Raw genomic sequence first — 19,602 nt, 5'->3', positions numbered from 1 at the left:
TCACCATGTTGCCTTCCATCGAACAACGTCTCGCCCTGGAACTGTCCGCCAAGCCGGCCCAGGTCGCCGCCGCCATCGCCCTGTTGGACGAAGGCGCCACCGTTCCCTTCATCGCCCGCTATCGTAAAGAGGCGACCGGGGGCCTGGATGACACCCAGCTGCGTCTGCTCGAGGAGCGCCTGCGCTACCTGCGCGAGCTGGAAGACCGCCGCGCCAGTATCGTGGCATCGATCACCGAGCAAAACAAGATGACACCAGAGCTGTTAGATGCTGTCATGCACGCGGAAGACAAGACCCGCCTGGAAGACTTATATCTTCCATATAAGCAAAAACGCCGCACCAAGGCCCAGATCGCCATCGAGGCCGGCCTGGCGCCGCTGGCCGACGACCTGCTGGCCAACCCCGAACTGAACCCGGAAACCGAGGCCGCCAAATACCTGCGCGAGGCGTTCACCACCGCCGACGGCAACAATCCGGGCGTGGCCGACACCAAGGCCGCGCTGGACGGCGCGCGCCAGATCCTGATGGAACGCTTCGCCGAGGACGCCACCCTGCTGCAATCCTTGCGCGAATATGTGCAAGAGCATGGCATTGTGGAATCGAAAGTTATTGAAGGCAAGCAAGAAGAGGGCGAAAAGTTCGCCGATTACTTCGATTATTCCGAGCCGCTGGCCAGCGTGCCGTCGCACCGCGCGCTGGCGCTGATGCGAGGCCGCCGCGAGGGCATCCTGGACGTGGCGCTGCGCCTCGACACCGAGCCGGAAAAACCGAAGTGGGACGCGCCGCACAACCCGTGCGAGAGCCGCATCGCCGCCCGTTTCGGCATCAAGAACGCCGGCCGCCCGGCCGACAAGTGGCTGTCCGACACCGCGCGCTGGACCTGGCGCGTGAAGAGCTTCATGCACCTCGACACCGAACTGATGGGCGCCCTGCGCGAGAAATCCGAGCTGGAAGCCATCAACGTCTTCGCTACCAATTTGAAAGCCTTGCTGCTGGCGGCCCCGGCCGGCCAGCGCGCCACCATGGGCCTGGACCCGGGCCTGCGCACCGGCGTCAAGGTGGCGGTGGTCGACGCCACCGGCAAGGTGGTCGATACCGCCGTGATTTATCCGCACCAGCCGAAGAACGACTGGGAGGGCTCGCTGCACACGCTGGGCAAGCTGGCCATGAAGCACAACGTGTCGCTGATTTCGATCGGCAACGGCACCGCCTCGCGCGAGACCGACAAGCTGGCGCAGGACCTGCTCAAGCGCTTCCCCGAGCAAAAAATGAACAAGATCGTCGTGTCCGAGGCGGGCGCGTCGGTGTATTCGGCTTCCGAATACGCTTCGAAAGAGTTGCCGGACATGGACGTGTCGCTGCGCGGTGCGGTCTCGATCGCGCGCCGCCTGCAGGACCCGCTGGCCGAGCTGGTGAAGATCGATCCGAAATCGATCGGCGTCGGCCAGTACCAGCACGACGTTTCGCAGACCCAGCTGGCGCGCACGCTGGATGCGGTGGTCGAGGATTGCGTGAACGCGGTCGGCGTGGACGTCAACACCGCCTCGGCGCCGCTGCTGGCGCGCGTGTCGGGCCTGTCGAGTTCGGTGGCGCAGGCGATCGTGTCCTACCGCGACCTGAAGGGCGCCTTCACCTCGCGCGCCGCGCTGAAGTCGGTGCCGCGCCTGGGCGACAAGACCTTTGAGCAAGCCGCCGGCTTCCTGCGCGTGATGAACGGCGAGAACCCGCTGGACGCCTCGGCGGTGCACCCGGAATCCTACCCGGTGGTGGAAAAAATCCTGGCCGACATCCAGAAGGACATCAAGTCCGTGATCGGCGACAGCACCCTGATCAAGCGCCTGCAACCGGCCAAGTACGCCGACGACAAGTTCGGCGTGCCGACCATCACCGACATCCTCAAGGAACTGGAAAAGCCGGGCCGCGACCCGCGTCCGGAATTCACCACCGCCACCTTCAAGGAAGGCGTGGAGGAAATCAAAGACCTGCGTCCGGACATGATCCTGGAAGGCGTGGTGACCAACGTGGCCGCGTTTGGCGCGTTCGTCGACATCGGCGTGCATCAGGACGGGCTGGTGCACATCTCGGCCCTGTCCAACACCTTCGTCAAGGACCCGCACACCGTGGTCAAGGCCGGCCAGGTGGTCAAGGTCAAGGTGCTGGAGGTGGACGAGAAGCGCAAGCGCATCGCCCTGACCATGCGTCTGACCGACAGCGCGCCGCAAGCCGGTTCGCAGCCGCAGCAGCGCGGCGACCGCGGTGACCGCCGCGCCATGGGCCAGCAGCAAAAACAGCAGGCCCGCGAGCCTGCGATGGGCGGCAGCATGGCGGCCGCCTTCGCCAAGCTGCGCGGTTAAGCGGCGGCGTGGGACTTGAGGGCGGCGATGCGCCGCCCCAGTTGCACGGCGCTGTAGGCGGCCACCGCGCCGAAGACCAGCGCCACCCAGTTCAGCGCCGACAGCGCCGACGGCGCGCGGCCCCAGTCGGTCCGCTGCAACAGCAGCAATGCTTGCACCGCCGCCAGCGCCACGCACGGGACCATCAGGCGCCGGTATTTGCGCAGTTTCTCGGCTGGATCGGTGAAGATTTCCGGCACCCTGCCGCCCTCGATCGGCTTGCGCCAGCAATGCCAGCCGCCATGGGCCGCGACATATTCCCAGCCGGCGTCCTCCAGCAGGCGGCGGTAGTCAGGCTCGAACTTGTTGGGCCATAGATCCCAGCGATACGCGACCTCGGCCGGGGCGCCACGCTCAAAGGTATAAACATCGAATACGCTCGCCGCGCGCAAATGCCATCCCTTGGCCGCCATGTGCTGCAGCCACGCGCCGTGCCGCTCATCCTGCCAGGAAAACCACAGCTTGAATTTCTTCATCGCGTCCCCTTCAATCGCGCCGCGCTGCTGACCATGATTTCCAGCCGGCGCACTTGCTCGGCCAATACCGAGCGCCCCAATTCCGTCAGCGCATAGATCTTGCGCCGCTCTTCCTCCGCCACCTTGACGATCAGCGCCTGCTTTTCCAGGGTCGCGAAAATGCCGTACAGCGTGCCCGGCCCCAGCGTCAGGCTGCCCGCGCTCAGCGTTTCCGCCTGCTGCATGATGGCGTAGCCGTGCAGCGCTTGCTGGCTCAGGGCCAGCATCACGTAAAACGTCGCTTCGGACAGCGGCAGGTAGCGGCCGGGATCGGGCATATATCGTGTTTCGCTATATCGGGTGTCGATATAGCGAATAGTACCGCAATTTTTTGCGGCGTCAAATACGTGGTGGGCGCATTTCTTATAAAATGCCGGTATTCCACATCTTTACACCCTAGAGGCAGCTATGAGCGACGTACAAACCTGGATCAAAGAAACCGTGACCAACACCCCGGTGGTGCTGTTCATGAAGGGCACCGCCCAGTTCCCGCAATGCGGCTTTTCCGGCCGCGCCATCCAGATCCTGAAAGCGTGCGGCGTCGAAAACATTGCCACCGTCAACGTGCTGGAAGATCCGGAAGTGCGCCAGGGCATCAAGGACTACTCGAACTGGCCCACCATTCCGCAACTGTACGTGCGCGGCGAGTTCGTCGGCGGTTCGGACATCATGGGCGAAATGTTTGAATCCGGCGAGCTGAAAGCCCTGCTGCAGAATGTCTGATCGCCCGCGGCGGATAGTCATCGCCATCACCGGCGCCACCGGCGCGGTGTATGGCGTGCGTCTGCTGCAACATTTGCAACATCTGCCCGGCATGGAGACGCATCTGGTGCTCTCCGACGCCGCGGTCCTCACCCTGCACCAGGAAACCGGCTTGCAGCGGCGTGAAGTGGAAGCGCTGGCCCACGTGGTGCACAAGGTGCGCGACGTCGGCGCCGCCATCGCCAGCGGCTCGTTCCAGAGCGACGGCATGGTGATCGCTCCCTGCTCGATGAAAACATTGGCGTCGGTGGCGCACGGCCTGTCCGACAATCTGATCGCGCGCGCGGCCGACGTGGTGCTCAAGGAGCGCCGCCGGCTGGTGCTGATGGTGCGGGAGACCCCGTTCAACCTGGCGCACCTGCGCAATATGACGGCGGTCACGGAAATGGGCGGGATTATCTTCCCGCCGCTGCCCAGCTTCTACCACAACCCCACCACCATCGCGGAGATGGTCGACCACACGGTCGCCCGCGTGCTCGATCTGTTCGGCATCGAACACGCGCTGGCGCCGCGCTGGGCGGGCATGAAAGGCGCGCCGGCGGCAGCGCCTGACGCTTAACCCTTAACGCTTGTCGTCGTAGGAGCTGACGGCGCGCTTCAGTTCACGGGCTTCTTCCACCATGCGGCGCTGGGCGATGCGCTTGCGCATCACTTCGGCGTGCTGGGCGGCGCTCATGGGCGGGGCGGTCATCAAATCCTTCAGCTGGGCGGCGTTGCTGTAATTGCTTTTCATCAAACGGCTCAAAGCGTGACTCCCCGAAAAGTAGGTTCTGCCCTATTGTGCCTGAAATCCGTGTCGGGACCATGACATTTCGCAAAGGTGGCGAAAATAAAAAGGGCGCCGCCCTGGGCGCGCCCCGCTCCAAACAAAAACCGGCGAATCCTGAACCTGGTTTAACGAATATGCGGCGCCACCGGACGCCGCCGCAGTCCACATTTCTGCGTAGTACTACGTAAAAATAACTACTTTTGGTAGTTGACGCGCACCAGCATGCGGATAAATTCGCGGGCGATCTGGCGGTGGTGCTCGTCCAGGCGCTGCAAATCGGCGATCAGCTTGACGTCGGCCGACTCGAAGCGCGACACGCCACCGGCGTTGTCGCCATTCGGCGCGCCATCTTCGGGGCCGCCAAAACGCAACCATTCCGCCGGGACGCCCAGCCATTGGGCGATCATGCGCAGCTTCTCCTGGGTCGGAATCGCCTCGCCTACCAGCCATTTCCGGGCCGCGTGCACGGTAATCGGCCGGCCGTCGAAACGGATGTTGAATTCGCGCGCCAACCGGGTCGGACTGTCGGGCGAGTAGTGGGCGTTCTTGAGGGCCTGTTGCAGGCGTTGGCTAAAGCTTTCGCGTTCATTAGAGGAATTCATAATTGAACTATTTCACGTTGCGCCATGAAAGTCAGTCTCTGCGAAGCGGGCCGGAATCGTGACATCATGGGATTTTATAATTAACATTCTATCCTCTGTCGGGGCGGACGCCGGCGGAATTCCCGGGCGAATTTTATTCGGCCCCGAAGTGTGGATGGCCATCATGCTGCCGCGTCGCGTTTCACGTCGCACGATACCATTACGCGTGCCCGCCAGTCACCTTGTGCCACCAACTCTACGTTTGACGGTGGGTTTCGCGCTACAATGGCTTGACGTTGACGTAAACGGAAATCCATCAAAAACATGTCCACCTACACCATTACCGAACTGGCCCGCGAATTCGACATCACGGCCCGCGCCATCCGCTTCTACGAGGACCAGGGCCTGCTGAGCCCATCACGCGAGGGCGCCGGCGGCCGCAACCGCGTCTACACCGGGCGCGACCGCACGCGCCTGAAACTGACCCTGCGCGGCAAGCGCCTCGGCCTGTCGCTGGCCGAGATCAAGAGCCTGGTCGACATGTACGAAACGCCCAAGGACTCGGTGGCGCAGATGCACCGCTTCCTGACCGTGCTGGCCCAGCACCGCGAGACGCTGGAGCAGCAGCGCGAGGACATCGAAATGTCGCTGGCCGAGATCCAGGCCCACGAAGACGAGTGCAAACGCCTGCTGGCCGCGCAGAACGCCGCTTGACGTTTACGTTAACGTCACATCGGCGTATCATGGCCGCTTCAAATCCATAAAGAATAGAGGAAGACATGCTCCATCTCCCAGGCCTGACCTTTGACCATGGCGAGGACATCGCCGCGCTGCGCGAGGCCGTGCAGCAGTTCGCCGCCGCCGAGATCGCCCCGCGCGCGGCCGAGATCGACCGCAGCGACCAGTTCCCGATGGACCTGTGGCGCAAGATGGGCGAACTGGGCGTGCTGGGCATCACCGTGCCGGAGGAATACGGCGGCGCCAACATGGGCTACCTGGCCCACATCGTGGCGATGGAGGAAATCTCGCGCGCCTCGGCCTCGGTCGGCCTGTCGTATGGCGCCCACTCCAACCTGTGCGTCAACCAGATCAAGCGCAACGGCACCGAAGAGCAAAAGAAAAAATACCTGCCCAAGCTGATTTCCGGCGAGCACGTCGGCGCCCTCGCCATGTCCGAGCCGAACGCCGGTTCCGACGTGGTCAGCATGAAGCTGCGCGCCGACTTCAAGGGCGACCGCTGGGTCCTGAACGGCACCAAGATGTGGATCACCAACGGCCCCGACGCCGACGTGCTGGTGGTGTACGCCAAGAACGACCTCGAGGCCGGCCCGAAGGGCATGACCGCCTTCCTGATCGAAAAAGGCTTCAAGGGCTTCTCGATCGCGCAAAAGCTGGACAAACTGGGCATGCGCGGCTCGCACACCGGCGAGCTGGTGTTCGAGGATTGTGAAGTGCCGGCCGAAAACGTGCTGGGCGGCCTAGGCAAGGGCGTCAACGTGCTGATGTCGGGCCTGGACTTCGAGCGTACCGTGCTGTCCGGCGGCCCGCTGGGCATCATGCAGGCCTGCATGGACGTGGTGGTGCCGTACATCCACGACCGCAAGCAGTTCGGCCAGCCGATCGGCGAATTCCAGCTGATGCAGGGCAAGCTGGCTGACATGTACTCGACCATGATGGCGTGCAAGGCCTACGTCTACGCCGTCGGCCAGGCCTGCGACCGCGCCACCACGCCGGAGCAGGTGCGCAACCTGCGCAAGGACGCGGCCGGGGCCATCCTGTACAGCGCCGAAAAGGCTACCTGGATGGCCGGCGAGGCGATCCAGACCTTGGGCGGCAACGGCTACATCAACGAGTACCCGGTCGGCCGCCTGTGGCGCGACGCCAAGCTGTACGAAATCGGCGCCGGCACCAGCGAGATCCGCCGCATGCTGATCGGCCGCGAGCTGTTTGCCGAGACCAAGTAAAATGAACGTCGCACCGGCGCAGGCCGGTGCCCATAGAACGCCGGCGTAGCCAGCTCAGCATGGGTACCGGCTTCCGCCGGTACGACGATGATGACACTCATGACCCAGGCCGCTTTTCCCAAACTGCTGCGTTCGCAAATCGCGTTCGACATCGCGCGCACCATCCGCGACGGTTTCGACAAGCACTACCGGCTGTTCCGCGCGGCCAGCCAGCAGGCCAAGCGGCACTTCGAGCGCGGCGCCTGGGCCGAGGCGCAGCAAGCGGCCCGCGCGCGCATCGACTTCTACGACCAGCGCGTGCAGGAATGCGTGCAGCTGCTGGAGGACGAGTACGAACCGTCCGAGCTGACCGACGAAGTGTGGCGCGAGCTCAAGCTGCACTACATCGGCATGCTGTCCGACCACAAGCAGCCGGAACTGGCCGAAACCTTCTTCAACTCGGTATGCTGCAATATCCTGCACCGCAGCTACTTCCACAACGAATTCATCTTCGTGCGTCCGGTGGTCTCCACCGAATACATCGAAACCGCCGAACCTCGACCGACCTACCGCGTGTACTACCCGGCGGCGGACGGCATGCATTTCACGCTCAAGCGCATCATCACCAACTTCCAGCTGGAGGCCAGGTTCGCCGACCTGACGCGCGACGTCGAACAGGTGGAAGCACGCCTGAAAGACCTGTACGGCGACGCCAGCATCGAACCGAATCACCAGTTCCAGGTGCTATCGAGCCTGTTCTTCCGCAACAAGGGCGCCTACATCGTCGGCAAGCGCATCAACGGCAATCGCGTCTATCCCTTCGTGGTGCCGATCCTGCACAACCGCCACGGCGAGCTGATACTCGACACCGTGCTGTGCGACCCGGAGCAGATCGCCGTGCTGTTCTCGTTCACGCGCGCCTATTTTTTGGTCGACATGGAGGTGCCATCGGCCTACGTGCAATTCCTGCGCACGCTCATGCCGCGCAAGCCGCGCAGCGAGATCTACACCATCCTCGGCCTGCAAAAGCAGGGCAAGGCGCTGTTCTATCGCGACTACCTGCAGCATCTCAAGCACTCGTCCGACCTGTTCGAGATCGCGCCCGGCATCCGCGGGCTGGTGATGCTGGTGTTCGCGCTACCGTCCTTCCCTTACGTATTCAAGGTGATCAAGGACTTCTACCCGCCGCCCAAGGAAACCACGCGCGCGCTGATCAAGGAGAAGTACCTGCTGGTCAAGCACCACGACCGCGTGGGCCGCATGGCCGACACGCTGGAATACTCCAACGTCGCCTTCCCGCGCAGCCGCTTCAAGGAGGAACTACTGGCGGAGCTGAAGCAGCACGCGCCATCGATGCTGGAGGAGGATGGCGACCAGATCGTCATCAAGCACCTGTACATCGAGCGCCGCATGGTGCCGCTGAATATCTGGCTGAGCGAGAAGGAGCACGACGAGGCGCAGCTGGAACACGGCGTGCTCGAATACGGCAACGCCATCAAGGAACTGGTGGCGGCCAACATCTTCCCCGGCGATATGCTGTACAAGAATTTCGGCGTCACGCGCCACCAGCGCGTGGTGTTCTACGATTACGACGAAATCGAATACGTCACCGACTGCCACTTCCGCGCCATCCCCGAGCCGCGCAACGAGGAGGAGGAAATGGCGTCGGAGCCGTGGTACCCGATCGGCAAACACGATGTCTTCCCCGAGCAGTTTGGCAGCTTCCTGCTGGGGAACCAGAAGATACGCAAGTATTTCCTCAAGCACCACGCCGACCTGCTGACGCCCGAGTATTGGCAGTCGCGCAAACAACGCATTCTGGACGGCGTGCTGGAAGACGTTTATCCCTATCCGCAGCACATCCGCTTCTCGCACAAGCATGACTCGAACATCCCCGCGGTGACCCCACCGCCTTTTATGGAGACCTTAGAAAATGAATGATCCTATCGTAATCGTCGGCGCCGCACGCACGCCCATGGGCGCCTTCCAGGGCGACTTCTCCGCCAAGTCCGCGCACGACCTGGGCGCGGTGGCGATCCAGGCCGCGGTCGAGCGCTCCGGCATCGACGGCAAGCTGGTGGAACACGTCTACTTCGGCAACTGCCTGATGGCGGGCCAGGGCCAGGCGCCCGCGCGCCAGGCGCTGCTGAAAGCCGGCCTGCCGACGTCCACCGGCGCCGTCACGCTGTCAAAGATGTGCGGCTCGGCCATGCAGGCCACCATCTTCGCCCACGACCAGCTGGTGGCCGGCAGCGCCGACGTGGTGATCGCCGGCGGCATGGAATCCATGACCAACGCGCCTTACCTGATTCCCAAAGCACGCGGCGGCTACCGCATCGGCCACGGCATGATGTTCGACCACATGATGTACGACGGCCTGGAAGACGCCTATTCGCGCAACGAGAAAACCGGTGAAGGCCGCTCGATGGGCACCTTCGCCGAAGAGTGCTCGGCCAAGTACGAATTCACGCGCGAGGCGCAGGACAACTTCGCCATCGAATCGGTGAAGCGCGCGCAAGTGGCCACCAACGAAGGCTGGTTCAAGTGGGAAATCGCGCCGGTCACCGTGACCTCGCGCGCTGGCGACACCGTCATCGACAAGGATGAAGGCCCGCTGAAAGCCAAAGTGGAAAAGATCCCGACGCTGCGCGCCGCTTTCAAGAAAGATGGCACCATCACCGCCGCCTCGTCGTCCTCGATCAACGACGGCGCCGCCGCGCTGGTGATGATGCGCGAGTCGAAAGCGAAAGAGCTGGGCCTGACGCCGATCGCCCGCCTGCTCGGCCACGCCACCTTTGCGCAAGAACCGAACTGGTTCACCACCGCACCGATCGGCGCCATCGAAAAGCTGTACAAAAAAGTCGGCTGGGGCACCAAGGACGTTGACCTGTTCGAGATTAACGAAGCCTTCGCCGCCGTGCCGATGGCGGCCATGCGCGACCTCGACATCCCGCACGAGAAGGTCAACATCCACGGCGGCGCTTGCGCGCTGGGCCATCCGATCGGCGCCTCGGGTGCGCGCATCATCGTCACCCTGCTGGGCGCCTTGAAGCGCACCGGCGGCAAGAAAGGCGTGGCGGCGCTGTGCATCGGCGGCGGCGAAGCGACCGCTGTCGCGGTGGAGCTGGTGTAATGGCCACTGCGTTGGTGATCGGCGCCTCGCGCGGCATCGGCCTGGAACTGGTCAAGCAGTACCGGGCCGACGGCTGGCGCGTGATCGCCACCGCGCGCAAGCAGGAAGATTGCGACGCGTTGGCGGCGCTGGGTGCCGAGCCGCACAAGCTGGACGTGAACAACGTCGAGGCGGTGGCCGGCATCGGCTGGAAGCTGGATGGCGAAGAGCTGGACGTCGCCATCCTCAACGCCGGCGTGTACGGCCCGCGCCACGACGGCTTCCCGATGGAGAGCGACTTCAACGCCGTCATGCACACCAACGTGCTGGCAGCCATGCGCCTGCTGCCCATCATCGCGCCGATGGTCAGCGCGGCCAAGGGCAAGCTGGCGGTGCTGTCTTCGCGCATGGGCTCACTGAGCGAGCGCACTTCGCCGGCGGGATCGCTGTACCGCGCCAGCAAGGCGGCGCTGAATTCGGTGTTGATCGATACAGCGCTCATCCACGGCAAACAAGGTGCGACCTGTGTGGCCTTCCACCCGGGCTGGGTACGCACCGACATGGGTGGCGCAAGCGCAGATCTCTCGGTAGAAGAGAGCGCGGCGGGCATCCGCAACACGCTGGCGACGCTACCCGCGTCCGACCAGGCGACCTATCGCAACTACGATGGCACAACCATCGGCTGGTAAAGAATAGAAGAGACAACATGACACTGAGTCAGGAACACGAAATGATCCGCGACGCCCTGCGCGCCTTTTCGCAGGAACGTCTGGCCCCCAACGCGGCGCGCTGGGACAAGGAGCACCACTTCCCCAAAGAAGAACTGAAGGAGCTGGCGGCGCTGGGCGCCTTCGGCGTCGCCGTGCCCGAGGAATTGGGCGGGGCGGGCATGGATTACGTGTCCCTGGCTTTGGTACTGGAAGAAATCGCGGCCGGTGATGGCGGCACGTCCACCATCATCTCGGTCAACAACTGCCCGGTATGCAGCATCGGCATGATGTATGCGAACGCGCGGCAAAAAGAACAATGGCTGCGGCCACTGGCGCAGGGCGAGATGCTTGGCGCCTTCTGCCTCACCGAACCGCACACCGGCAGCGACGCCGCAGCGCTGCGTACCACCGCCACGCGCGACGGCGACCACTATGTGCTGAATGGCGTGAAGCAGTTCATCACCAGCGGCAAGCATGCCGACGTGGCGATCGTGATGGCGGTGACCGACAAGGCGGCCGGCAAGAAAGGTATCAGCGCGTTCTGGGTGCCGACCAATACGGCGGGCTACATCGTGGCCGGCATTGAGCAGAAGATGGGCCAGCATTCATCGGACACTGCGCAAATCCTGTTTGAAAACTGCCGCGTGCCGGCCGAGAATCTGATCGGCGAGGAGGGCCAGGGCTACAAGATCGCCTTGTCCGGATTGGAGGGAGGCCGCATCGGCATCGCCTCGCAATCGGTGGGGATGGCGCGCTCCGCGTATGAAGCGGCGCTGAGCTACGCGCGCGAGCGCGAAAGCTTCGGCAAGCCGATTTTCGAGCATCAGTCGGTGCAATTCAAACTGGCGGAAATGGCGATGCAGATTGAAGCCGCACGCCAGCTGATCCTGCACGCGGCGGCGATGAAAGACGCCGGCCTGCCGTGCCTGAAGGAAGCCGCGATGGCCAAGCTGTTCGCTTCCGAGATGGCGGAGAAAGTGTGCTCGGACGCCATCCAGATCCACGGTGGTTACGGATATGTGAGCGACTTCCCGGTGGAACGCATCTACCGCGACGCGCGCGTCTGCCAGATCTACGAAGGCACCAGCGACATCCAGAAAATCCTCATCGCCCGCGCCCTCTAACCGTCGTACCGGCGAAAGCCGGTACCCATAGAACGCATCAAGCACAGATATCGGGGAACAAATCCCGCCACAAAGGATTTGTTTTCTGAATCAATTCAATCTTCCAATCCCGCCGCCACTCCTTGATCTGTTTTTCCTTGGTGATAGCACCATAAATATCAACATGCTGCTCATACCAGACCAGGTTCTTCACGCCGTATTCATTGGTGAACCCATCAACCAACCCCTCACGATGCTCCCACACGCGCCGGATTAAATTGGATGTAACGCCGATGTACAAAGTGCCGTACATGCCACTCGCCAGAATATAAACGTAGCTCAACTTCTCCATTTTTCTCATCCTTCGATGTTGAGAAAAAATGGTTACGCTTTTACTTGCTGCTAGTGGTGACTTTACTCAATGGTTCTATGGATTCCGGCTTTCGCCGGAATGACGTTGCTCAGGTGTCTGCCACCACCGCCTCGCCGATGGCGTAGAAATTCCCGCCGGCGATGTAGTGCAGGCTGCGCAGCGATGGATCGGCCGTCTCGAAATGCCAGTGGCCGTCGCTGAACACGCGCTCATCGGCATACGCCGCCACCACCTCGCCAATGAACAGGTCATACACCTGCTCATTGCGCGGCTCCGGCAGCACCTTGCAGATCAGCCAGGCCGATGATCCGGCCACCAGCGGCACATCATAACCCTCCACGCGGAACAGCTCCACGCCGGCTTTTGCCAGCTTGTCCGGCGTGTCGTTCGCGCTGATGTGGCCTACCTCGTAGGTCAGCTGCAGCTGCCCCACATTCGGCACCTGCAGCACGAAATAACCACTCTTCTCCACCAGCGGACGCGTGGCCGTGGCCTTGTCCAGCACCAGCGTCACCTTGGGCGGCGCGAAATCCAACGCGCACGACCACGCCGCCGACATCACGTTATCCACACCACCGTGCGAGGCCGACACCAGCACCGTCGGTCCATGATTCAACAAACGATACGCCTTCGCCAGTTCCACCGGCTTGATATGCTGATCCACTGTCTTCCTCGTACTATGCAAAGACATCCATGTTAGACGAAAAAAAAGCCCGCATCGCTGCGGGCTTCGTTCCAATGTATTACCTATTCTTTAATCGTGCCGGGCTCCCTGGCTATCTGCCAGGTGAGGCGGCGTCCCAGGCGCCCATGCTATCTGCGTGGTGCCCCTGACGTGTAAATCGACCAACGTATTCGGAATTACAACTCCAGCTCTTGCGTCACCTGCGCCATCGAACTTACACAACTCTCGGCGCGGCGCATCGGCCGGACGTGGGACTGTTTGCATGCAAACCTCAACCACAAACGCAGTGTACCACATTTTTTGTGCGACGCACAAATTATTTTACTTGTGTGGTTTCCGTGGTCATCGGCCGTGGCGCGCGGTTGGGGCGCCCACGACCCACACGCTCGAACTCGGAAATCACCTGCGCACCAAACAACAGCAAGGTCGCACCGATCTCCAGGCTGAACATGACGACGATGGCGGTCGTCATCGAGCCATACACCACGTTCACCTGCGACAAGGTGGTGAAGTACCACACCAGTATCCGCCGCGCCACCTCCCACAGCAGCGCCGCCGTCACGCCGCCGATCAGCGCGTGCGACAGCGACAACCGCCCGACCGGCATCACCAGGTAAATCGAGGTCAGCACCAGCACCTCGCCGCCCAGCCCCAGCAAATACAACAGCACGCCCGAGACGCCGTTCAGCGACCAGCTGTAGCCAAACAACTGCACGCTCTCTTCGCCCAGCACCTGCAGGCTGCCGGCCACCAGCGTGACCACCAGCATGCCCGCGCCCAGCGACAGGATGTAGCAGTAGGGCATGATGGCCGAGACCATGAAATGCCGCCGCCGTATCGCCACGCGGTGCTTGAAAATCACGCACATGGCGTTTTCCAGCACCGTGAAGGCCAGCGAGCTGAAGAACAGCATGGTCACCACCAGCACCCCGCCCACCAGGTCGCGATGCTCGAGGAAGTGCGCCACCTCGTCGACGATGGGCTTGGACTGCCCCGGCACCAGCCAGTTCAGGTAACGCCCCACCGCCTGCAGCAACTCATCCTGGGAGATCACATGCGACAGGGCCACCACCACCAGCATCAGCAGTGGCAGGATGGACAGCAGCGAGTAATACGCCACCGCGCCCGCCAGCAGCAGGCCTTGATTGGCGCGGAAGCCCTTCAGGCATTGCACCGTGAAATCCATGGGATGACCGGCCACATAGGCCAGCGCCCTGCGGTTGAGTAGGTTCATGCTGTCATTCTAGGCACAGCTCAGTGTGCGGTATGTGCGTCTACGTCCAGATAGCGCCAGTTGGTGAACTCCACCGGGTGTCGACGGTAATTTTTCAACCACGGCTGCTGCAAGTCGGCGGAAATGGGATGCGTCAACAGCACCCACGGCGTGTAGGCGTGGATGATGTTCGCCAGCTCATCATACAGGGCCGTGCGCCGCGGCGACTCTCCCATCAAGCGGGCTTGCTCATAGCGCTGATTGTATGCCGGAAGATTGAAACGCGCGTAATTGGCGCGGCCGGCGTTGGGGCCATACAGCAGCTGGTAAAAGTTGTCGCCGTCGGGGAAGTCGGCCACCCAGTTGGTTTCAAACATCATCACCGCGCCCAGCCGCGAGGCTTTGATGATCTCGGTTTTCTTGTCGCTCTTGAAAACGACTTTGAGGCCGATGGCGTTCAGGTTCTTGCGCCACAACTCGTCGCGCAGGCGGCCGACGGTGGAGGCTTCGCTGTGCATCACCAGCGTCAGCGGCTTGCCGTCGGGCTGGGTGCGGAAACCGTCGCCGGCCTTGCGGTAGCCGTAGCGGTCCAGCAGCGCGTTGGCCAGCGCCGGATCATAGGCCACCGGGCTGCGGTAGCGGGGATCGTTACCCAGCACATTCGGCGGCAGGGGCGTGACAGCCGGCAGGGCCAGACCTTTTTTCATCAGGGCGATGTCCTCGGCCTGGTTGTAGCCGAGCGCGATGGCGCGTCGCAGGGCCACCTTTTCCTTGCTGTAGCCGCCGATCAGCGGGTCGTCCATGTTCATCCACATGTAGTAGGTTTGCAGCACAGGGAAGGGGGCGAGGACGATACCCTTGCGCGCCAGTTCGGGCTTGAGTTGGGCGTCGTCGGTCAGCACCATTTCCTTCATCGATTCCGGCAGCTGTTCGAGGAAATCGAATTCGCCGTTCAGGAAGCCCAGCACGCGCGACTGGTATTCCTCGACGATCTTGATGTCGATGCGGTCCAGTATCGGCAGGCGCTTGCCCTGGAATTCCATCGGACGGAAGTCGCGGTTGGCCAGCAGGATGATCTGGTCGCTACGCTTCCATGTGCCGATCTTGAACGGGCCGCTGCCGACCGGGTGGTTGCCGGCTTGCGCGCCGTACGCCTCCATCACTTCGCGCGCCACCACGCTGGTGGCGGGCATCGCCAGGTAGAACAGGAAGTTGGGGTCGGGCGCTTTCAGGCGGATGCGCAGGGTGAGCTTGTCCGGGGCCTGCACATCGGCCACGCCGTCGAACAGGTAGAGCCATGGGGATTTCAGGGCCGGATCATGCAGGCGCTTGAAGCTGTAGACGTAGTCGTCGGCCGTGACTTGGCGTTTCGCGGCTTTGAAGGCGGCATCCGGTGTGAAATAGACGTCGTCGCGCAGGCGGAAGGTGTAGGTTTTGCCGTCGCCGCTTACCTCCGGCATGGCGGCCGTCGTGTTGGGGATGAGTTTGACCGGGCGGGCCAGGTAGTCGTAGCGCAGCAGGGGATCGAACAGGTTTTCCAGCAGGCTGAGGGTGGCGATGTCCGAGGCGACGGCCGGGTCGAGGGCTGTTTCGCCGGTGCTGAGGAAGGCACGTAGGACTTTTTGCTCGGCATGGGCTCCCGCCTGCGCAGGGGCGACGGTGGTGAGTGCCAACACGACTGCACAAATTTTCAGCATCCTTCGCATGGGGCCTCGCACGGTAAAGCGGCAGCTTATAACTTTTTCGGCTTGCTTACCCGCTATACTTCGCAAATCCATTACTGCGCAAAATAAAAATGTCGCTCAATTACATCTGGTCCGGATTCTTCCTCGTGGGCTTTTTGGCCGCGCTGGCGCAATTCCTCTTCTTGGGCGACACGGAAATCTTCAAGCGCATCATCGACGGCACCTTCGATTCGGCACGCACCGGCGTGATGGACATCGCCCTACCGCTGGCCGGCGTGATGACGCTGTGGCTCGGCATCATGAACATCGGTGAAAAAGCCGGCGCCATCGACCTGCTCGCCAAGCTGATCGCGCCCTTCTTCTCGCGCATCTTCCCCGGCGTGCCGTCCAACCATCAGGCCACCGGCCACATGGTGATGAACTTCTCGGCCAACCTGCTGGGCCTGGACAACGCCGCCACGCCGTTCGGCCTGAAGGCAATGGAAAGCCTGCAGACGCTCAATCCCAACAAGGACGAGCCGACCGACGCGCAGATCATGTTCCTGGTGCTGCACACCTCGGGCCTGACGCTGATCCCGCTGGCCATCATGGCACAGCGCTCGATCCTAGGCGCGGCCGATCCGTCCGACATCTTCATCCCCTGCATGGTGGCGACCTATGTGGCGACCATGACCGGCATCATCGCCGTCGCCATCCGCCAGCGCATAAATTTATTCAACCGCGTGGTGGTGGGCTGGCTGGGCGGCATCACCGCGTTCATCGTGGCCGTGGTCTGGTACTTCACCAACTACCTCACCAAGGGCGAGATCGAAGTCGTCTCCAAGGTGTTCAGCAATTTCGTGCTGATGGCGGTGATCGGTGGCTTCATCGTCGGGGCGCTGCGCAAGAAGGTGAATGTGTACGAGGCTTTTATCGAAGGTGCCAAGGGCGGCATCCAGACCTCGCTGACGGTGATTCCCTACCTGGTCGGCATGCTGGTGGCCATCAGCGTGATCCGCAACGCCGGCCTGCTGGGCTTTGTGGTGCAGGGCTTCAACTGGCTGTTCAGCGCCATCGGCATGAATACCGACTTCGTCGCCGCGCTGCCGACCGCATTGATGAAACCTTTGAGCGGCAGCGCCGCCAAGGCCATGATGATCGACACCATGCAAACCTACGGCGTCGATTCCTTTGTCGGCCGCCTGGCCTGCGTGTTCCAGGGCTCGGCCGATACCACCTTCTACATCGTCGCGCTGTACTTTGGTTCGGTCGGCATCCGCAAGACGCGTTACGCGATCTCCTGCGGGCTGATTGCCGACCTGGCCGGCGTGATTGCCGCGATTGCGATTTCCTATGTCTTCTTCCATTAAGTCGTTGTTGCTGGCCGCGCTGTTCGCGGCCGGCGTTGCCCATGCCGCGCTGCCGGAACCGGTGGCGCAGCTGATGCAGTCCTCGCAGATTCCGCAGGAGGCGGCCGGCATCATCGTCATGCGCGGCGACACCGTGCTGGTGTCGCACAACCCGACGCAGAGCATGCAGCCGGCATCCACCATGAAGCTGTTCACCACCATGACGGCGCTGGAGCAGCTGGGTCCCGTGTTCCGTGGCCGCACCGAATTTCGCACCAACGCGGACGTGGTCAACGGCGTTCTGCAGGGCGACCTGATTCTGCGCGGCGGCGCCGATGCTGACTTCAACGAGGATGCGCTGTCGCACATGCTGCAAGCCTTGCGCAACCAGGGCATCCGCCGGATCAAGGGCGACATCGTAATCGACCGCCAGCTGTTCCAGCCATCGCGCCCGGACGCGGGCCAGCCGCCGTTTGACGAATATCCATGGGCATACTACAACGTCATCCCGAATGCGGCGCTGGTCAACACCAACCTGCTGAAAGTGGAGATGCGCTCCAGCGCCGACAAACTGTCGCTGGTGATGATGCCGGAGCTGGACAAAGTCAGCATCCGCTCGGACATGAAGCTGAGCGACGTCCCCTGCGCCGCATGGGAAAACGGCTGGCGCGCGCCGGATTACAGCCGCAAGGGCGATCGCATCGAAGTGGTCCTGCACGGCAGCTTCCCGAAAGACTGCACCAAGTCCACCAGCATCAACGTCTTGGACAGCCAGGACTACCTCGCCCGCCTGTTGCTGGCCGAGTGGCGCAAGCAAGGCGGCACGCTGGCCGGCGAGGTGCGCGAGAGCGAGGCGCCGGCGCCGGCCAGCCGCCTGCTGGCCGAACACGTCTCGCGCACGCTGCCGGAGATCCTGCGCGACACCAACAAACAATCCGACAACACACTGGCCCGCACCATCTTCCTCAGTTTGGGCAGCTTGGAAGCCGACCCCACGCTCGGCAGCCGCCCGCTGGCGGCCGACGCCGGCGGCGCCAGCACCGCCATGCGCGCCGAAACCGCGATCCGCGCCTGGCTCCAGCAGCACAACATCGACGGCAATGGCCTGATACTGGATAACGGCTCCGGCCTGTCGCGCACCGAACGCGCCACGCCGGCGCAACTGGCCGGCGTGCTGCAAGCCGGCCTGAAAAGCCTGTGGATGCCCGAGTTCCTGGCCAGCCTGCCGATCGCCGCCACCGACGGCACCATGCGCCGCCGCCTCAAGGAAAGTCCGGCCGCCCAACGCGCGCGGCTGAAAACCGGCAGCCTGAAAGGCGTGATCGCGGTCGCTGGCTACATCCCGGACGCCAACAACCAGCCCTGCGTCGTCGTCGCCATCCTCAACGACGAACACGTCGCCAACGGCGCCGGCCGCGCCGTGCTGGACGCGCTGGCCGACTGGGTGGCACGGCAAGGCGGCCCTACAGCGCCGGCGCCGCTTCCTCCACAAGATAATCGATAAAGGCGCGCACCTTGAGCGCCAGGTGAGGTCCAGGCGGGTACACCGCATACACGTTGCCAGCGTAAGGCTCATCCAGCTCCCAGTCGGGCAGCACCTGCCGCACCCGCCCCTGTTCCAGCGCCGCCCGCGCCGTGAAGTTGGGCAGCAGACCTATGCCGCTGCCAGCTTCCACCGCCGCCAGCAACGCCACGCTGTTGTTGATCGTCAGGCGCGACGGCACGCGCAGCGAGCTTACCGCGCCGCTACGGCGAAACGTCCACTCCTCGCCAAAGCGCGCATAACCAAGATAGCTGCAGGCATAGCGGGGCAGATCCTGCGGCGTGGCCGGCGCCCCATGCGCGGCCAAGTACTGAGGCGACGCCACCAGCACATACCGCACCTTGCCCAGCGGGCGGGCGGCCAGGCCGGGCGCCGGCTCGGTGGCGATGCGGATCGCCAGGTCCACGCCTTCCTCGACCAGATCGACGTTGCGGTCGACCAGGATCAGCCGCACCTGCACCTCGGGATAGCGCTCCAGAAACACCGGCAATCGCGGCGCCAGCCAGATCTGCCCCAGCGCCACCGGCGCCGTCACCGCCAGCACGCCGTTGGGACGGGCGCGATAACTGCCCGCCAGCGCGTGGATCTCGCGCGCGGTGCTCAGCATCCGCACGCAGCCGGCGTGGACTTGCTGGCCCAGCTCCGTCAGCGACAGCGAGCGGGTGGTCCGGTGCAGCAGGCGACCGCCGATATGCGTCTCCAGGCGCGACACATGACGGCTGACGGCGGAGGTGGTCAGCCCCAGTATCCGCGCCGCCGCCGAAAAGCCGCCGCTGTCGACCACCTGCGCAAACACCGCCATTTCCTTGAGCATTTCCATGATTTCACCATTGCACCAGCTTCAACAATGTTTTGCATTTTAATGTAATTGTGTATTTTTTAAGCGG

At 63.0% G+C, this 19,602-nt stretch carries 20 protein-coding genes; 11 read left to right on the top strand and 9 right to left on the bottom strand.

Annotated elements, in window-relative coordinates; all coding sequences use genetic code 11:
• The first annotated feature begins 5 nt into the window (after positions 1-5).
• Positions 6-2,354 carry a Tex family protein gene (locus tag FHW83_RS13805; RefSeq protein ID WP_176646918.1) on the top strand — a complete coding sequence of 783 codons (2,349 nt, stop codon included), beginning with the start codon at positions 6-8 and terminating at the stop codon, positions 2,352-2,354.
• Here FHW83_RS13805 and FHW83_RS13800 read toward each other — a convergent pair.
• Positions 2,351-2,869 (bottom strand): DUF2812 domain-containing protein, encoded by a 519-nt coding sequence (locus tag FHW83_RS13800; protein WP_176646917.1) that lies wholly within the window; start codon positions 2,867-2,869, stop codon positions 2,351-2,353. The genes FHW83_RS13805 and FHW83_RS13800 overlap by 4 nt on opposite strands.
• Complete coding sequence (locus FHW83_RS13795; protein ID WP_176646916.1) at positions 2,866-3,186, bottom strand: PadR family transcriptional regulator; 321 nt, start codon at positions 3,184-3,186, stop codon at positions 2,866-2,868. Before FHW83_RS13795 ends, FHW83_RS13800 begins: the two co-directional genes overlap by 4 nt.
• Positions 3,187-3,316: 130 nt before the next feature.
• Between FHW83_RS13795 and grxD the strand changes: the two genes are divergently transcribed.
• Together grxD and FHW83_RS13785 are read left to right on the top strand one after the other, a co-directional pair.
• A complete protein-coding gene (gene grxD / locus FHW83_RS13790; RefSeq protein WP_176646915.1) occupies positions 3,317-3,631 on the top strand; it encodes a Grx4 family monothiol glutaredoxin in 315 nt (104 codons plus the stop codon).
• Entirely contained in the window at positions 3,624-4,229 is a 606-nt protein-coding gene (locus tag FHW83_RS13785; protein WP_176646914.1) for a UbiX family flavin prenyltransferase, read from the top strand. The genes grxD and FHW83_RS13785 overlap by 8 nt, the downstream gene beginning before the upstream one ends.
• Positions 4,230-4,232: 3 nt before the next feature.
• Here the strand turns inward: FHW83_RS13785 and FHW83_RS13780 are convergent, their stop codons facing one another.
• A complete protein-coding gene (locus FHW83_RS13780; RefSeq protein WP_176646913.1) occupies positions 4,233-4,403 on the bottom strand; it encodes a hypothetical protein in 171 nt (56 codons plus the stop codon).
• 230 nt (positions 4,404-4,633) lie between these two features.
• Entirely contained in the window at positions 4,634-5,041 is a 408-nt protein-coding gene (locus FHW83_RS13775; RefSeq protein ID WP_176646912.1) for a hypothetical protein, read from the bottom strand.
• A 303-nt stretch (positions 5,042-5,344) separates the two neighbouring features.
• Here FHW83_RS13775 and FHW83_RS13770 point away from each other — a divergent pair, with 303 nt between their 5' ends.
• The 6 genes from FHW83_RS13770 (at position 5,345) to FHW83_RS13745 (ending at position 11,909) form a co-directional block, all read left to right on the top strand.
• A complete protein-coding gene (locus FHW83_RS13770; protein WP_176646911.1) occupies positions 5,345-5,734 on the top strand; it encodes a MerR family DNA-binding transcriptional regulator in 390 nt (129 codons plus the stop codon).
• Between the two features lie 65 nt (positions 5,735-5,799).
• Complete coding sequence (locus FHW83_RS13765) at positions 5,800-6,984, top strand: isovaleryl-CoA dehydrogenase (RefSeq protein WP_176646910.1); 1,185 nt, start codon at positions 5,800-5,802, stop codon at positions 6,982-6,984.
• A gap of 99 nt (positions 6,985-7,083) precedes the next feature.
• Complete coding sequence (aceK, locus tag FHW83_RS13760; protein ID WP_176647041.1) at positions 7,084-8,904, top strand: bifunctional isocitrate dehydrogenase kinase/phosphatase; 1,821 nt, start codon at positions 7,084-7,086, stop codon at positions 8,902-8,904.
• Positions 8,897-10,096: an acetyl-CoA C-acyltransferase gene (locus FHW83_RS13755; RefSeq protein ID WP_176646909.1), complete on the top strand. Its 1,200-nt coding sequence runs from the start codon at positions 8,897-8,899 to the stop codon at positions 10,094-10,096. Before aceK ends, FHW83_RS13755 begins: the two co-directional genes overlap by 8 nt.
• Positions 10,096-10,764 carry an SDR family oxidoreductase gene (locus FHW83_RS13750; RefSeq protein ID WP_176646908.1) on the top strand — a complete coding sequence of 223 codons (669 nt, stop codon included), beginning with the start codon at positions 10,096-10,098 and terminating at the stop codon, positions 10,762-10,764. Before FHW83_RS13755 ends, FHW83_RS13750 begins: the two co-directional genes overlap by 1 nt.
• Positions 10,765-10,781: 17 nt before the next feature.
• Complete coding sequence (locus FHW83_RS13745; protein ID WP_176646907.1) at positions 10,782-11,909, top strand: acyl-CoA dehydrogenase family protein; 1,128 nt, start codon at positions 10,782-10,784, stop codon at positions 11,907-11,909.
• Between the two features lie 37 nt (positions 11,910-11,946).
• Here the strand turns inward: FHW83_RS13745 and FHW83_RS13740 are convergent, their stop codons facing one another.
• From FHW83_RS13740 to FHW83_RS13725, 4 genes are all read right to left on the bottom strand, one after another.
• Positions 11,947-12,240 (bottom strand): GIY-YIG nuclease family protein, encoded by a 294-nt coding sequence (locus FHW83_RS13740; protein WP_176646906.1) that lies wholly within the window; start codon positions 12,238-12,240, stop codon positions 11,947-11,949.
• A gap of 109 nt (positions 12,241-12,349) precedes the next feature.
• Entirely contained in the window at positions 12,350-12,925 is a 576-nt protein-coding gene (locus FHW83_RS13735) for a flavin reductase family protein (protein ID WP_176646905.1), read from the bottom strand.
• A 337-nt stretch (positions 12,926-13,262) separates the two neighbouring features.
• The gene (locus FHW83_RS13730; protein WP_176646904.1) at positions 13,263-14,180 is read right to left on the bottom strand and encodes a YihY/virulence factor BrkB family protein; all 918 of its coding nucleotides are present in this window, start codon (positions 14,178-14,180) and stop codon (positions 13,263-13,265) included.
• A 20-nt stretch (positions 14,181-14,200) separates the two neighbouring features.
• Positions 14,201-15,865: an ABC transporter substrate-binding protein gene (locus tag FHW83_RS13725; protein ID WP_176646903.1), complete on the bottom strand. Its 1,665-nt coding sequence runs from the start codon at positions 15,863-15,865 to the stop codon at positions 14,201-14,203.
• Between the two features lie 89 nt (positions 15,866-15,954).
• Here FHW83_RS13725 and FHW83_RS13720 point away from each other — a divergent pair, with 89 nt between their 5' ends.
• Both FHW83_RS13720 and dacB read left to right on the top strand, forming a co-directional pair.
• The gene (locus tag FHW83_RS13720) at positions 15,955-17,193 is read left to right on the top strand and encodes a nucleoside recognition domain-containing protein (protein ID WP_176646902.1); all 1,239 of its coding nucleotides are present in this window, start codon (positions 15,955-15,957) and stop codon (positions 17,191-17,193) included.
• Positions 17,177-18,676, top strand: coding sequence for a D-alanyl-D-alanine carboxypeptidase/D-alanyl-D-alanine-endopeptidase (gene dacB / locus FHW83_RS13715; protein WP_176646901.1), 1,500 nt, complete (start codon positions 17,177-17,179; stop codon positions 18,674-18,676). Before FHW83_RS13720 ends, dacB begins: the two co-directional genes overlap by 17 nt.
• On the opposite strand, the gene FHW83_RS13710 is transcribed toward dacB, so the two are convergent.
• A complete protein-coding gene (locus FHW83_RS13710; RefSeq protein WP_229224169.1) occupies positions 18,636-19,535 on the bottom strand; it encodes a LysR family transcriptional regulator in 900 nt (299 codons plus the stop codon). The genes dacB and FHW83_RS13710 overlap by 41 nt on opposite strands.
• Positions 19,536-19,602: the final 67 nt, after the last annotated feature.

Source organism: Duganella sp. SG902 (assembly GCF_013376005.1).
Classification (GTDB): domain Bacteria; phylum Pseudomonadota; class Gammaproteobacteria; order Burkholderiales; family Burkholderiaceae_D; genus Rugamonas.
The sequence above is the reverse complement of the archived record's forward strand: the minus strand, read 5'-3'. Positions and strand labels throughout refer to the sequence as shown.